Here is a 14,352-nt window from a genome sequence, read left to right on the forward strand (position 1 = left end):
TTATGAGTGCATGGGACGCAGCTTTTCAGTCTGGTACCGTGGTATGGGACTGGATTATAGCAATCTATCTATTTCTCGCGGGGATGTCGGCGGGTGCCGTAATGATCTCCATTTACCTTAAGCGCAAGGTTATTGAAGGCGATCCTGCTCATAATGGTGTGTTAAAGGCGACAGCTTTTCTTGCGCCATTTGGGATCATCTCAGGCTTGCTGATCTTGGTTTTCCACCTGACAAAACCACTGTCATTTTGGAAGATCATGATCTTCTATAATCCAACGTCTGTGATGTCGATGGGTGTGATCTTATTCCAAGTGTATATGGTGATCTTGTTCCTTTGGATCGGCATTATGTTTAGAGATCAAATTGTCGTGTTCTTGAGTGACCAAACATGGTTAAAAGGGCGACTCGACTTTGTCGGGAACTGGATTGGCAAATTAGAAGTGTTCGAGAATGCTTTGGAAATATTCTTAGCTGTTCTTGCTTTGATGCTTGCCGCTTATACCGGATTCTTGCTGTCAGCTTTAAATACCTTCCCACTATTGAATAACCCAGTACTGCCGATTTTGTTCTTGTTCTCGAGTTTATCTTCGGGTGCGGCGGCGTGTATTTTATTTGGTGTGTTGGTCTTTAAAGAATCACCTCATAGCCCGAGTATTTCATGGATCCACGGATTTGAACGCCCGGTAGTGATGTTTGAGTTGTTTGTTCTTATCACTTTCTTTACTGGGCTGATCTTCGCTGGTGGTCAAAGTGAACAAGCAGTATGGAACGCAATTGGCAGTGGTTTCTGGGCGAGTTGGTTCTGGTATGGCGTCATCGGTGTCGGCATGGTTTTACCGTTGTTGTTGAATGCAGTGACACCAACCTCAATCCGCCATAGCTCGGTGTATATTTTCTCCGTGACTTCGCTAAGCCTAATGGGCGTATTAATGCTGCGAACTTTTGTCCTTTATGCAGGGCAGTTAACGATAGCTTAATTTCGCGCAAGTTTATTAGTGAGCAGATGTTGGATACTAGACATCTGCTTATTAATGAACATGCTTTTAGTAAACATGAGATGCGTGTTCAGATCGGCTCTGCTCTAGCGGAGCCTTATTGAGGTGATATGGTCGGTTCTTTGGGGCTGTTTAGTTTAGTGTTGGTTGCTGTACTCAGTAGCATTATTGGTGTGCATTCGTTTTATCAAATGCTAAACAAACGGACGCAAAATATAAGTTTAATCCGCAGTTTCTCTCTTTCAAGTGCATTGTTTTCTCTCACTTCTGTCGCATTGCTTGGCTATGCTTTTGTCAGTGATGACTTCTCTATTCTCTATGTCGCTGAACATTCAAACACTCAATTACCCTCATTTTTTAAGCTAGCAGCCGTATGGGCGGGCCATGAAGGTTCTTTGTTATTTTGGGTACTGACGATCAGCGTCTGGTCTGGCGTGATTGCCTTACAAAAACACTATTCGAATGAATACCAAAGCCGTGTGTTGTGGGTAATGAATCTACTGCTCGCGATATTTGCTTGGTTCACCTTATTTTCATCAAACCCATTTGAAATGAATTCGATCTTGCCGCTAGAAGGGCGTGACCTTAACCCAATGTTACAAGATGTCGGCCTGATCTTTCACCCTCCATTGCTTTACCTTGGCTATGTAGGCTTTTCTGTGGTGCTGGCATTTGCAGTTGCCGCTTTGCTGGTTGACCCTATTGAGTTTGATTGGGTTGCCCATTGTCGCAGTTGGTGTCTAGTCGCTTGGATCTTTTTAACCGCAGGGATCATTCTTGGCTCTTGGTGGGCGTATTACGAATTAGGCTGGGGCGGCTGGTGGTTCTGGGATCCTGTTGAAAATACCAGTTTGTTGCCATGGCTCACTTCGACAGCCTTGTTGCATTGTTTAGGTGTTGCCAAGGGCAAACAACAGCTTCTGAAGTGGTCTCTAAGCCTTGCTTTTATTACATTTTGTTTGAGTATCTTAGGCACCTTTATTGTTCGTTCTGGCGTACTCACATCGGTACATGCTTTTGCTGTAGACCCGACTAAAGGTATCGCATTACTACTCATATTGATGTTGGTGCTAGTGAGCTCTTTCTCTCTTCTTATCATCAGAGGGGAGTCTTTTGGATCTAACCCGATTACTAGCTTCGCCAGTAAGAGCTTTTTAAGCCTAGTTGCGGTGCTCATTTTTGTACTGGCGACCGCTGTTGTGGTGTTTGGTACATTTTATCCAATGGTCTTTGAACTGCTTGGCCTGGGGAACATATCGGTCGGTGCGCCATACTTTAACCTACTGATTACACCTTTGGCGTTACTCGCACTTGGCGTGGTTGGCTTAGCTCCATTGCTTAGCATTAAACCTCAAGCAACCAAAGACGTTATTGCCTCGTTAGCTGTGGTGTCATTTGTGCTTGGGTACATTTGTTATTCATGGCAAGTGGAACAAGTCCAACGACAAGCGATGGTTCTGATGACATGGTCACTCGCATTTTGGGTTTTACTCACTCATGTTTATGGCTTAGCGGTAACGCGCAGTTCCAAGTTCCAACGAAAAGTCTGGGTGATGACATTTGCCCATGTTGGTGTCGCGATATTAGCGGTAGGTGCGGCAATGAATAGCTACCACTCGTTTGAGCGCAGCTATAAACTGAGCCCAGGAGCACAAGTAGAGTTCATGGATTGGACGCTTGCTCATGAAGATACAGAGCTTTATGTCGCCTCAAACTTTACCGCAGAGAAGGCGATACTTAAGCTAGAAACTGGTGAGCAAAGTTTTTCCATTACACCTGAAAGAAGACATTATCAAGTTCGAGTGATGAACATGAGCGAGCCCGCAATGAAATGGTTCTGGCATGGCGATGTGTATATCACCATGGGTGAGAAAGTTGACGCTACCGCTTACGCATTTCGAGTTCAGTACAAAGCGTATGCTCGTTGGATATGGCTTGGTGGGCTGTTCTCAATTCTAGGTGCTGTGCTTTCACTGACCAATCGTAAAAAGAAAACCGTTAAGGCTGCACAGTATGCATACCAGCGTTCGTAATAAACTCATTGCTCTATTTTCAGTGGTTGTTGCTTTGGTCGTTGCATTTTCATATGCGCTCGACAATAAGCAACAAACGACCAGCGTTTCAGATCAAAAAAGGGCTTTCCCTGAATTTACGGCAGAAAAACTCGTTACTGATGAGTCATTCGATTCTGAAGCATTAAGCTCTGAAACGGCTAAGCTTACGCTTACTGATATTACTCAACATCCTTACCAACTGGTCAATGTATGGGCTTCATGGTGCGGAATATGTAAAACCGAGCACGCTTTTTTACTCGAACTGCAGAAGAAAGGCATTCCAATTGTCGGTCTCAATTATCGAGATAACCCCGGTGCTGCGCTTAATGTATTGTCCAACGACGGCAATCCGTACGCAACTGTGATCAGTGATCCTCAAGGGAAGTTGGCTTTAGAACTCGGTGTCATAGGGACTCCTGAGACGTATTTAGTTGATGCTGAAGGCCAAATAGTTAAGAAGTTGCTAGGTGTGATTAATGAATCGGTTTGGCGCAAAGAACTCGCTCACTATTTTAAAGGTAAAAATGGATGATGAAGTTCCTGCTCAACATAGTGCTCATACTTAGCTCCGCTATTGTCGTCAACTTCCCTGTAATAGCCGAGGACTTGTTTACGGCGAGTGATAAAGATACAAGCATTCAGGTAGAGTTATTTGAGTTTGAAAGCCTTAATCAACAACAGCGTGCTATTAGTTTGGCAAAATCGCTGCGCTGCCCACAATGTCAGAATCAAAATCTGATTGAGTCGAACTCTCCCATAGCAAAAGATTTACGCCTTGTTGTATTCAATATGGTGAAAGCAGGGAAGAGTAACAATGAAATCACTCAGTACATGACAGAAAGGTTTGGTGAATTTGTGCTTTATAAGCCAGCAATGAGTGTTTCAAACATATTACTTTGGTTGTTACCGAGCCTATTATTTCTTTTGTTTGTATATTTGTCAGTAGCGAGTGTTAGGAAGGACTCATAAAAATTGTGTATTACTGTTTACCAATTGAGCTGTATTTTGTAATATTAACGGATTATAAAGGCTAAGCACTGTTATATAAGGATGTGTTTGTGGATAACGTAATCTCAAATTTAAAAAAAGAGTTCTATACTCATGTCCGTTCTGATAAATGGGCAGAAAAATACAGTGCAAAGTCGAGCATCTCTACACTGACACAAGAAGAGTTAAGTGAATTAGAGAATGCTTGGGTGCAGCTTGTTATCTGGAAGCAAACTCAACTAAGCTGATCGTTCCGCAAAAAGTGTAGTCTTAGCCGCAATTGATTGATTTATAACCCCATGTTGGTCATCCCAACGTGGGGTTTTTTGTTACCCAGAAAATTAATTGTTATAATATAACAATTTGTACGTGGTCGACCTTGAAAAAAATTGTTAACAGCCTCATAGTGTCTATCATTAGATAGTTAGCTACAAAATATTGCCTAGACATATAGTGTAGTGTTGTTAAATACATCGAATTTTCAAGTGAGTATAGCTATGGCGGAAGTGCGTGCCAGAATAGATTTCAAAGTAGGGGTAACAAGCAGTATTGATGCTGAACTTCTGTCTTTTCATGGATTGAAAACAGATAAAGAGCATGTTGCTGTGATATTTAAATCAGCGGATAAGACACAAGACATACCTCTTGTTCGTATGCACTCTGAGTGCCTGACTGGTGATGTTTTTCATTCTTCTCGCTGTGACTGTGGTGAGCAGTTAGATGAAACCATCAGAATTATGGGTGAGACGGGGGGAGTGATTCTTTACTTACGCCAAGAAGGTCGTGGTATTGGTTTGTATAACAAAATCGATGCGTACCGTCTGCAAAGCGAAGGCATGAACACCTATGAAGCGAATAACCACCTAGGTTTTGGTGATGATTTACGCGACTTTACCGAAGCAGCAGAAATGCTTCGCGCTTTAGGAACCACAAAAATCCGCTTGGTTACTAACAACCCTAAGAAGATCAATGAGCTGAAATCTTTCGGTATTGAGATTGAAGAAGTGGTGAATACTTCTGCACATATCAAGTCGGGAAATGAGAGTTACCTGAAGGCGAAAGTCTCACACGGTAAGCATAATCTGGATATTTGATAAGCTTCCTTTTATTGCTATAGCACAAAAGTATTTAAAGACCTCACAAATGTGAGGTTTTTTTGTATTTATCTTGCAATAAAATTGTAAGTTTGTATTATTCAAATCTGTAGTGTAAATGATAATGGTTTGCACTATTACTACGAATAATAATTCAAAGCTCAACAAGGATGCTTCATGACCATTAAATCTTTAGTGACAAAAGCCGTAACTTCGTCACTCATTTTTGCCTCTGCTTCTTCTTTTGCAGCAGTAACTCAAGATCAAGTTGTAGAACATTACGCCGATATTGCTCATGCAGTGTTTGCAGATTCAGTAATTACAGCAAAAGCGTTGAACTCTTCTATTGATACCTTCTTAGCTTCTCCTTCTGCTGGCAATTTCGAACAAGTAAAGCAAGCTTGGCTAGACTCTCGTGTACCTTACCAACAGTCTGAAGTATTTCGCTTTGGTAACGTTGTTGTAGATGATTGGGAAGGCCAATTAAATGCATGGCCGCTAGATGAAGGCCTTATCGATTACGTTTCGACTGATTACCAATATGAACTTGGTAACGAAGGCGCTAGCGCAAACATCGTTGCAAATAAGACTTTCCAAATTGGTCAGACAACAGTAGACGCAACTAACATTACTCCAGAGCTAATTGCAGACCTGAACGAGATCGGTGGTTCTGAAGCGAACGTAGCGTCTGGCTACCACGCGATTGAATTCCTACTTTGGGGCCAAGATTTAAACGGTACTAACAGCGGTGCAGGTGAGCGTGCTTACACTGATTTCGTTGTTGGTGCTGAGTGTACTAATGGTAACTGTGACCGTCGTGGCGCATACCTAAAAGCATCAGCTGAACTACTTATCCAAGACCTAGAGTGGATGGAAAAGCAGTGGGCTGAAGGCGAGAAAGGCAACTACCGTCAAGAGCTTCTTTCTGAATCTAGCGAGAACGGCCTACGTAAAATGCTATTTGGTATGGGCTCACTATCTCTAGGTGAACTAGCGGGTGAGCGTATGAAAGTTGCACTAGAAGCAAACTCTACTGAAGACGAGCATGATTGTTTCTCGGATAACACGCATAACTCTCACTACTACAACGAGCAAGGTATCTACAACGTATACACTGGCTTGTACAAGCGTGAAGATGGTTCTCTACTTTCTGGTCCTAGCCTGTTTGACCTAGTAGAGCAAAAAGACGAGCAAGCGGCGAAAGAGATTCAAAAGCAGTTTGACCTAGCACGTGCGCAAGTTGGTCAACTTGTTGTGTCAGCAGAGAAAAATAACCAGCACTTCGATCAGCTAATTGCTGCTGACAACGCTGCAGGTAACGCGCTAGTAAACAAAACAATTGTTGCGCTAGTGTCTCAAACCGCTGCAATCGAGCGTGCTGCTGGTGTTATTGGCATTGATAGCCTAAACCCAGACACAGCGGATCACGAGTTCTAAGAACCCGAGGCCAAATCAATGTAAGGGCTCTTATTGAGCCCTTAATTGTTTGTTATTCAAAAAAGTTACTCTCTAATAAAAACTAAAATCAAAAACACAGCAAGGCAATGTATGAAGTCGTATCTCTCAGCCTCACTATTAACCGCACTGTTTTTCTTATCTCCATTGCACGCCCATGAAACCTACTCTGGTGGAAAAACCACAGTAAAGAAAGAAGGCGCGAACGCTTTTTCTCTTCCTGCAGCCAACCTTCCAATGAGCAAACGCTTGGATTTCAGCGTAGGTAACAGCTTCTTTAGAAACCCTTGGGTTCCTGCGCCGTCATCAACCGATGCACGTGATGGGTTAGGCCCACTATTCAATACCAACGGTTGTCAAAATTGCCATATCAAAGATGGTCGTGGTCATGCGCCTGAAAAAGATGACCAGAACGCGGTTTCATTGTTGGTCCGCTTAAGTATCCCTGCTGAAACGCCAGAACAGAGACAAGCCTTCATTCGTGATGGTGGTATTCCTGAACCAACTTACGGCGGCCAGTTACAAGATTTCGCGCTTCAAGGTGTAAAACCCGAGGGCAAAGTGAACATCAGCTACACCGATGTTCCTGTTGAATTCAAAGACGGTACAGTCGTTACTTTGCGTAAACCAATTTTAAAGATTACTGATCTTTCCTTTGGCGAGATGCATCCTAAAACTGAGTTTTCAGCTCGTGTTGCGCCGCCAATGATTGGCCTTGGTTTACTTGAAAGCATCCCGCAAGAAACGATTCTCGGATTTGCTAAACAGCAGTTGGCCGACAAGCAAGGTGTTTCAGGCAAAGCGAACTACGTTCTTGATGTTCAAACTAACGAAATGGCGTTGGGTCGATTCGGTTGGAAAGCTGGCCAGCCAAACCTAATGCAGCAAAATGCGGCGGCGTTTAACGGTGATTTGGGCTTGACGAGTCGCTTATTCCCGAATGAAAACTGCACATCAGCGCAATCAACCTGTGATGATTTTCCGAATGGTGGCGAGCCAGAAGTCAGCGACAATATTCTAGATTTTGTTGAGTTCTATTCGCAGCATTTAGCGGTCCCTATTCGTCGCAACGTCGACAACCCAGCCGTCGTGCAAGGTAAAAAATTATTCAAAGACGTTGGTTGTCAGAGTTGCCACCAAGCTGAAATTCGCACAGCAGAGCGTGAAGGGTTACCTGCGTTGTCTAAGCAATTAATCAGTCCGTATACCGATATGTTGTTGCACGATATGGGGGAAGGCTTAGCCGACAATCGCCCTGAATATCTTGCCAATGGCCAAGAGTGGCGTACGACGCCATTATGGGGATTAGGCTATACCAAAGAAGTGAATGGTCATACGTTCCTGCTTCATGACGGTCGCGCAAGAAACGTTATGGAAGCGGTACTTTGGCACGGTGGTGAAGCAGAAATGGCGAAACAAAACGTTCTGTCTTTGAATGCCACTGAGCGTGAAGCACTACTGGCGTTTTTGAATTCGCTATAGTCGGTCTGAGATTCAGACATTCAAAGATCGAGTTAACCCAAAGAACACAACCGCTGAACGTGTAGGAATACGAGTTCAGCGGTCGTTTGGTATTTAATGAACTCATATAATTAAAAGAAAAATTAGGAAGTAAGGTAACAGCATGACGCATAAATTTTTGTTAATGCCTTTGTCGGTATTAATCATGGCAGGCTGCCAATCATCGGGTGAGCAAGCTGCTTCATCTGAGGTTAATGGTGTTTCTTATCAAGCAGATACGACCGATCACATCAGTCGCAGTGTGTATCAACAAGAGTTTGATTCAGCCGTCCTATTCGCCAAGCAAGCCAACGAGCTAGAAGTCTTGATGCAGGGTTACTGCCAAACTAATGATGTTGAGTTAGATGCTTTGAAAAATCAGTGGCAGCTCACCATGAACAGTTGGATGGCACTGCAAGGACAAGAAAGAGGCCCAACAGCGGCACTTGAAGAGAGCTGGAATATTCAATTTTGGCCAGATAAGAAGAACACCACCGGTCTTAAAATGCGTCAATTGACTCAGCAGGATAAAGTATGGTCTCAAGACGAAATCGCGCAGCAGAGTGTTACCGTTCAAGGGCTAGGCGCGTTGGAATGGTCGCTTTATGACGAGCAATCGCCACTGCTTCAAGACAAAGCACTAGGCTGCCAATCATCACAAGCGATTACTGAAAACTTAGCGATTAAGTCATCTTCGATTGCACAGGCATGGCAGGTTAACCCTTGGCTAGCGTTAGACGAGACTCGTTGGGAGTCTGAATACATCGCTTTATTGACCAACCAACTTGATTACAGCATGAAAAAGCTGAGTCGTCCAATGGCTAAAATCGGTCATCCGCGTCCTTACTTCTCAGAATCATGGCGTGCACAAACTTCGATGACTCAACTAAAAGCGAATGTAGCAGCACTTCAGAATTTGTACCTAGCCGATGGCAATGGCCTAGACGGCTTGTTGAGAGAGAAGGGCTTAAATGATCTTGCTGACCGTGTTGCTGACCAGTTCACGCTAACGCTAGATACTTGGCCTACAGACTCAAGTTTGTTCGAGTTGCTGCAGAGCAAAGAGGGCTACCGAAATGTGCTGACTCAATACAACAAACTAGAACGTTTGAAGTACTTGATTCATGAAGAAGTGGCGATAGAGCTTGGCGTGGTAATAGGATTTAATGCTACCGATGGTGACTGATACTACACGAAGAACGCTACTCAAGGCTGCACTGGGTTGTGCAGCTGTACCTGTACTTCCGTTTGGCTGCGCTAGTCGCTCTGGCGCCGCAAGCACATCTAATGATCCTCAACTGATCGGCTGTGCGCTTAATGGTCGTGGCCAATATTCAGCGGTTGTGGCTGACGAATATGGTATGCCGCTGAGTCAACTGCCGATCCCAGATCGTGGGCATGGCGTCGCGATTTGCCCAACATCATCACATGCGGTGGTGTTTGCTCGTCGTCCTGGTGACTATTTTATGGTGTTTGACTATAAAAATGGTCAGCAGATCAAGATGGTCGTGAAAGGTAACAATCGCCACTTCTATGGTCATGGCGTTTACTCATTAGATGGCAAGTTACTGTATGCCACGGAAGGGAAAACCGACAGCAGCCAAGGTGTGATTGGTGTTTACGATGTCTCACAAGGCTATCGTAAGGTCGAGGAGTTCACTGGCTTTGGTATTGGCCCTCATGAAGTGATCATCATGCCGGATGGAAATCTCGCGATCGGCGTTGGCGGCGTTCATACTGACGGTAGAACACCGAAAAACTTGAATTCAATGCAACCGAGTTTAAGTTATGTTTCACCTGAAGGTGCGCTGCTTGATCAGGTTGAATTGCTAGACAAGAAGCTGAGCATTCGACACTTAGCCCATGATGGTGCTGAAACCGTACTATGTGGCCAGCAATATCGTGGTGAACCAGATGAGTATCCTTCACTTTTGGTGATGCATACCAAAGGCGGGCAGTTTGAATCACTGAATGCAGAACCAGAGCAATGGGCAAGGTTCAATCACTATATCGCCAGTATTGCGGCGTCAGATGATTGGATTATTGCGACTTCGCCAAGAGGCAACTGTTATGGTATTTGGTCTAAAGAGACTAAAGAGTTAGTGGAACTCTCTGCGTTGTCTGATGCTTCTGGCGCAGTGCTGCTTGATGGTGAATTTCGACTCAGCTCTGGAGCGGGCAGTGTGGTGAGCCAACACAAGCCTTATGAGAAATCAACTCAGCAATCATCGGTCCAGTGGGATAACCACTGGAGTGCAATCTAGTTCATAAAACTCCTTAAAAAATAACATGCTTACTCCTATTTCTTTGCCATACTTATGAGATGATTGGTGATGGGGTTAAGCATGTTAGCAAAATACTTCTGTGGATTATTGGTGTTAGTCTCTGTGCATGCATGGAGCTATACGAGTTCTGACGAGAGCCGATTTATTCCGGCTGATTCAGAGCTCTCTTTTATGCTGATTTATCCAGAGCTTACCCAAAGTATTTATCAAGACTCATCTCTTCCAATTTTGTGGGATTCGCCTGAACTTGTTAAGGCGTTTGAATTCCAGTTGTCGCTTCTCGAACAAGCGCAAATGGCCCCGCTTTTTGAACGACAACTTAAGCAAATCCGCCACTATCAAACTCGTGGGCAATGGCAAGAGTTGGACATCTTATTAACCGATACCTTTATTTATTACCTAAGCTACGTTGAGAATGCGCCACTTGCCGGTAAAGAGTGGTATTTCTCGGGCAAGCTGCATTCCAAGTTGCCTGCGCCTTCTCCACATATCCTGATGAGATTGAAAAGCAGTGTCACCAATGATTACTTATTAGAAATGGTATTGTCCTATGCGCCGCCTGTTGGGGATTTTGACCAATTCAAGGCGACCTACTCCGTGCTAGAAACTGCGTCTGAACTCAATATAGAGCGATACAGACAGAAAGGGTTGAAACGCTTAGGTGATGAGCTTTCAGACAAAACCATTCTTGTTGAACGCATTGCTTTGGTTGGTGTTGATACCTCGATGATCGCGGTCGATTTCCCTGTATTTGACCAAGATCTGCAATCGGCGATTAAGTCTTTTCAGCGAATGCACGGCCTTACAGACGATGGGATCGTTGGGCCAGATACGATCAAATGGATCAACATGAGCTTTGATGAACGATTGACTTCGCTGGCTCTGAATGCCGAACGCGTTCGTTTGTGGCCAAGAGACAGAGACTCTCTCATCGTGGTCAACGTGCCTAGTTTTGATATGAAGTATTGGGAAGATGGTGAAGAGGTCTTTGAGTCCAAAGTTGTCGTGGGCAGAAAGTCGCGAAAAACACCGCTTTTAGAGATAAACCTAGATTCGGTTATCTTAAATCCTACTTGGAACGTACCATGGAAAATCATGGTCAAAGACATCTTGCCTAAAGTAAAAGCGGATGAAAGCTACCTAGAGACACACAACTTCCAAGTGATTGATGGTTGGCGCACCATGGAAACCGTCGACACCACAGATATCGATTGGCAGACCATCAATTTCAATTCGTTCCCATATCGAATGCGTCAACAGGCAGGCTCACGTAATGCACTAGGTTTGTACAAGTTCAACACACCCAACAAGCGAGCTATCTATCTGCACGATACGCCAAGTAAAGGCCTGTTTAATGATGACTTCCGTGCTTACAGTTCAGGTTGTATACGTGTCGAACATGCAGAGGAATTGGCTGAATTGTTGTTTGCCACCAAGGTAAGGAAAGTACCTAACCAAAGTAACGATCTTGCTCCTAATACTAAGGTTCGCCTCAAGAAGCGAATCCCCGTGCATATCATCTATCAAACCGTGCTGTTTGAAGAAGGGGGCATACAGTATCGTGGTGACATCTACCAATATGATAAAGAGGGTGGTTAACCATCATTGAAGCCAATAAGGGTGATCTTGACCAAAAAATGACAACCAAGCTTCTATTGATAAAATTATAATGTGGATCAATAACTAACCGTACAAAGGTTACAATTACTAACCTTTTGGGCGGTTTTTGTACGTTGACGCAGCAATTTCCATTATGTATCGTGCATTTTTCGTTCGATCTAATTGGTTTTTTTGCTGTATGTCTCAAAGTTTATTTTCACGCCGTCAGTTTCTGACTTACGCTGGTGGTACTGCTGTTGTCGCCTCAATTACTCCTTCTATCGCTTTTGCTTCATACCCTGATCAACCAAGAACGATTAGCATGAACAATCTTCACACAGGTGAACGATTAGAGACCTGTTATTTCGATGGTACTAACTATGTTGGTGATGAAATGGCTCGTCTAAGCAAACTGTGCCGTGATTTCCGTCGTAATGAGATTCATCCAATGGATAAGAACCTGTTTGATCAGATCACTCAGATTCAAAATGTACTGGGTATTCAAAAAGAAGTTCAAATCATCTCTGGTTACCGTTCTCCAGCGACCAATGAAGCACTGCGCTCAAAGTCGAGTGGCGTAGCCAAGAAGAGCTACCACATGTTAGGTAAAGCGATCGATTTCCGTATTGATGGCGTTAACCTAAAAGAATTAAGAGACGTTGCTAAAAGCTTGAATGCGGGTGGTGTCGGTTATTATGCACGTAGCAACTTTATCCATATTGATACAGGTCCAGCACGCAGTTGGTAGTGTTAAGCTGAATTTACGAGCGAATGCTAGGTACTTGTCAAAGTAGACATCCAATGTCATAGTTTGCCCAAATTTCAGTTTGCCCTCTAAGGTTTGTATATGTCTCTTAAGTATCAAGTTGTCCCTGTTACCTCGTTCTCTCAAAACTGCTCAATTGTGTGGTGTGATGAGACAATGGAAGGCATTGTTGTCGATCCGGGCGGTGATGTTCAGCAACTGGCTGCTATCATCGAAGAGTTAGGTGTTAAAGTGGTGAATTTGGTATTGACTCACGGTCACCTAGACCATGTGGGCGGAACAGTACCGCTTGCTGAAATCTTGAACGTGAACATTGTTGGCCCACATAAAGCCGATAACTTTTGGCTTCAAGGTCTAGAGAATCAAAGCCAGATGTTCGGCTTCCCACTGTGTAAAGCTTTTGAACCAAACACTTGGTTAGAAGAGGGCGACAAAGTGACTTTTGGTAACCAAGTTATCGATGTGATTCACACGCCGGGTCATACTCCGGGTCACGTCGTGCTATTCAGTGAGCAAGCGCGTATGGCGTTTGTTGGTGATGTTTTATTTAACGGTGCTATTGGTCGCACGGATTTCCCGCAAGGCGACTTCAACACGCTAATTGCTTCAATCAAGACTAAGCTTTGGCCGCTAGGTAGTGATGTAACATTCGTACCGGGTCATGGCCTTGAGTCTACATTTGGCCGTGAGCGCGCATCAAACCCATTCGTAGCGGATGAAATGCCTCTGTACTAGGTCTCTGATTTAATAGAAGAACGATTGAAAATGAAGCTTAGCTTTTCCTATGAAAGCTAAGCTTTTTTATTGCGTGCGAGTTTATTTTTAAACCTGTTTAATTTTAATCAGAAAGACGCTCGGCAGCCGCCAAGTAGCGTCGAGCAAGTCCAATAAACTCTTCTCCACTGATATTCAGATCATGGGTTGATATGAAAATGTCATACCCGTGGAAGCCTCTTTGATATTTCATCCTGTTCGCAAGCATCGCCTGTAACCCGGAATAGTCTTTAATCACCGCGTTGTGATTATTTGCTTTATCGGATGAATCCGCATCCATTTGCGTTTGTTGAGCGCTGAAACTCACTTCGTCGGTATTCTTTGATTCTTTATATTGGCTTAATTCCACACACCCGTTTTCGGTACAACGAGTGTGGTAGTGCGATGAGTCTAAAACCATATCTTCAAAGTTCGATTCTTTACCCGCTTGCTTCGCTCCCAAGTACAAAAGTGCTCGTTGGCTGAGCAATAATTCGCAGGTTATTTTTGGGCAAATAGAGTCAAGGTAGGGCGAGTAATCTTTCATTTTAATGCCGACCCAAGGGAGAGGTTGATGCCAACCCTCTTGTTCGTAGGTACACATGCCAATCTTTTCAATATTGCTCCACTTTAAAACCCATCCACCTTTATAAAAATGCTGTTGAAAGTGAGTGGGGGTAAGCGTGAACATCACTCTGCTACGAAGCATCAAATAATAGCCCGTGCCCAAAAGTGCGCTAATGCAAAATGCACCCACGATCAGTAATTTTGAGTTATCAATGTATAACGCCATGATTAGGCAAGCGAATCCTAAAATGATGGCGATAATTCGATATGATTGCGTAAATGCAGGCAAAGAGAAAT

14 protein-coding genes are annotated in these 14,352 nt (G+C 43.9%); 13 read left to right on the plus strand and 1 reads right to left on the minus strand.

The features are described from left to right. Nucleotides 1-2 precede the first annotated feature (2 nt). The 13 genes from nrfD (at nt 3) to MED222_RS01640 (ending at nt 13,470) form a co-directional block, all read left to right on the plus strand. Entirely contained in the window at nt 3-977 is a 975-nt protein-coding gene (nrfD, locus tag MED222_RS01700) for a cytochrome c nitrite reductase subunit NrfD (RefSeq protein WP_009848841.1), read from the plus strand. Nucleotides 978-1,105: 128 nt separating this feature from the next. Then, complete coding sequence (locus tag MED222_RS01695) at nt 1,106-3,028, plus strand: heme lyase CcmF/NrfE family subunit (protein WP_009848840.1); 1,923 nt, start codon at nt 1,106-1,108, stop codon at nt 3,026-3,028. Next, entirely contained in the window at nt 3,009-3,581 is a 573-nt protein-coding gene (locus tag MED222_RS01690; RefSeq protein ID WP_009848839.1) for a DsbE family thiol:disulfide interchange protein, read from the plus strand. The genes MED222_RS01695 and MED222_RS01690 overlap by 20 nt, the downstream gene beginning before the upstream one ends. Further along, complete coding sequence (locus tag MED222_RS01685) at nt 3,578-4,018, plus strand: cytochrome c-type biogenesis protein CcmH (protein WP_009848838.1); 441 nt, start codon at nt 3,578-3,580, stop codon at nt 4,016-4,018. Before MED222_RS01690 ends, MED222_RS01685 begins: the two co-directional genes overlap by 4 nt. Before the next feature lie 89 nt (nt 4,019-4,107). Further along, nucleotides 4,108-4,284, plus strand: coding sequence for a hypothetical protein (locus MED222_RS22555; RefSeq protein ID WP_009848837.1), 177 nt, complete (start codon nt 4,108-4,110; stop codon nt 4,282-4,284). Nucleotides 4,285-4,533: 249 nt separating this feature from the next. Then, nucleotides 4,534-5,130 carry a GTP cyclohydrolase II gene (locus tag MED222_RS01675; RefSeq protein WP_009848836.1) on the plus strand — a complete coding sequence of 199 codons (597 nt, stop codon included), beginning with the start codon at nt 4,534-4,536 and terminating at the stop codon, nt 5,128-5,130. A 177-nt stretch (nt 5,131-5,307) separates the two neighbouring features. Beyond that, nucleotides 5,308-6,567, plus strand: coding sequence for an imelysin family protein (locus tag MED222_RS01670; RefSeq protein WP_009848835.1), 1,260 nt, complete (start codon nt 5,308-5,310; stop codon nt 6,565-6,567). A 111-nt stretch (nt 6,568-6,678) separates the two neighbouring features. Continuing rightward, nucleotides 6,679-8,067, plus strand: coding sequence for a di-heme oxidoreductase family protein (locus MED222_RS01665; RefSeq protein WP_009848834.1), 1,389 nt, complete (start codon nt 6,679-6,681; stop codon nt 8,065-8,067). A gap of 142 nt (nt 8,068-8,209) precedes the next feature. Beyond that, nucleotides 8,210-9,271 carry an imelysin family protein gene (locus MED222_RS01660; protein ID WP_009848833.1) on the plus strand — a complete coding sequence of 354 codons (1,062 nt, stop codon included), beginning with the start codon at nt 8,210-8,212 and terminating at the stop codon, nt 9,269-9,271. After that, nucleotides 9,261-10,349: a DUF1513 domain-containing protein gene (locus MED222_RS01655; RefSeq protein ID WP_009848832.1), complete on the plus strand. Its 1,089-nt coding sequence runs from the start codon at nt 9,261-9,263 to the stop codon at nt 10,347-10,349. The genes MED222_RS01660 and MED222_RS01655 overlap by 11 nt, the downstream gene beginning before the upstream one ends. A gap of 81 nt (nt 10,350-10,430) precedes the next feature. Next, nucleotides 10,431-11,969 (plus strand): L,D-transpeptidase family protein, encoded by a 1,539-nt coding sequence (locus tag MED222_RS01650; protein ID WP_009848831.1) that lies wholly within the window; start codon nt 10,431-10,433, stop codon nt 11,967-11,969. A 199-nt stretch (nt 11,970-12,168) separates the two neighbouring features. Next, the gene (locus MED222_RS01645) at nt 12,169-12,717 is read left to right on the plus strand and encodes a YcbK family protein (RefSeq protein ID WP_009848830.1); all 549 of its coding nucleotides are present in this window, start codon (nt 12,169-12,171) and stop codon (nt 12,715-12,717) included. 99 nt (nt 12,718-12,816) lie between these two features. Further along, a complete protein-coding gene (locus MED222_RS01640; protein WP_009848829.1) occupies nt 12,817-13,470 on the plus strand; it encodes an MBL fold metallo-hydrolase in 654 nt (217 codons plus the stop codon). 103 nt (nt 13,471-13,573) lie between these two features. Here MED222_RS01640 and MED222_RS01635 read toward each other — a convergent pair. After that, a partial coding sequence (locus MED222_RS01635) for a DUF2982 domain-containing protein (protein ID WP_009848828.1) occupies nt 13,574-14,352 on the minus strand: 779 nt, incomplete at its 5' end.

The organism is Vibrio sp. MED222 (genome assembly GCF_000153005.1).
Classification (GTDB): Bacteria; Pseudomonadota; Gammaproteobacteria; order Enterobacterales; family Vibrionaceae; genus Vibrio; species Vibrio tasmaniensis_A.

Bases quoted from the DNA above. Each gene is read 5' to 3' on its own strand.
- nrfD (WP_009848841.1), top strand. From the start codon at position 3: ATGAGTGCATGGGACGCAGCTTTTCAGTCTGGTACCGTGGTATGGGAC.
- MED222_RS01695 (WP_009848840.1), top strand. From the start codon at position 1,106: ATGGTCGGTTCTTTGGGGCTGTTTAGTTTAGTGTTGGTTGCTGTACTC.
- MED222_RS01690 (WP_009848839.1), top strand. From the start codon at position 3,009: ATGCATACCAGCGTTCGTAATAAACTCATTGCTCTATTTTCAGTGGTT.
- MED222_RS01685 (WP_009848838.1), top strand. From the start codon at position 3,578: ATGATGAAGTTCCTGCTCAACATAGTGCTCATACTTAGCTCCGCTATT.
- MED222_RS01675 (WP_009848836.1), top strand. From the start codon at position 4,534: ATGGCGGAAGTGCGTGCCAGAATAGATTTCAAAGTAGGGGTAACAAGC.
- MED222_RS01670 (WP_009848835.1), top strand. From the start codon at position 5,308: ATGACCATTAAATCTTTAGTGACAAAAGCCGTAACTTCGTCACTCATT.
- MED222_RS01665 (WP_009848834.1), top strand. From the start codon at position 6,679: ATGAAGTCGTATCTCTCAGCCTCACTATTAACCGCACTGTTTTTCTTA.
- MED222_RS01660 (WP_009848833.1), top strand. From the start codon at position 8,210: ATGACGCATAAATTTTTGTTAATGCCTTTGTCGGTATTAATCATGGCA.
- MED222_RS01655 (WP_009848832.1), top strand. From the start codon at position 9,261: ATGGTGACTGATACTACACGAAGAACGCTACTCAAGGCTGCACTGGGT.
- MED222_RS01650 (WP_009848831.1), top strand. From the start codon at position 10,431: ATGTTAGCAAAATACTTCTGTGGATTATTGGTGTTAGTCTCTGTGCAT.
- MED222_RS01645 (WP_009848830.1), top strand. From the start codon at position 12,169: ATGTCTCAAAGTTTATTTTCACGCCGTCAGTTTCTGACTTACGCTGGT.
- MED222_RS01640 (WP_009848829.1), top strand. From the start codon at position 12,817: ATGTCTCTTAAGTATCAAGTTGTCCCTGTTACCTCGTTCTCTCAAAAC.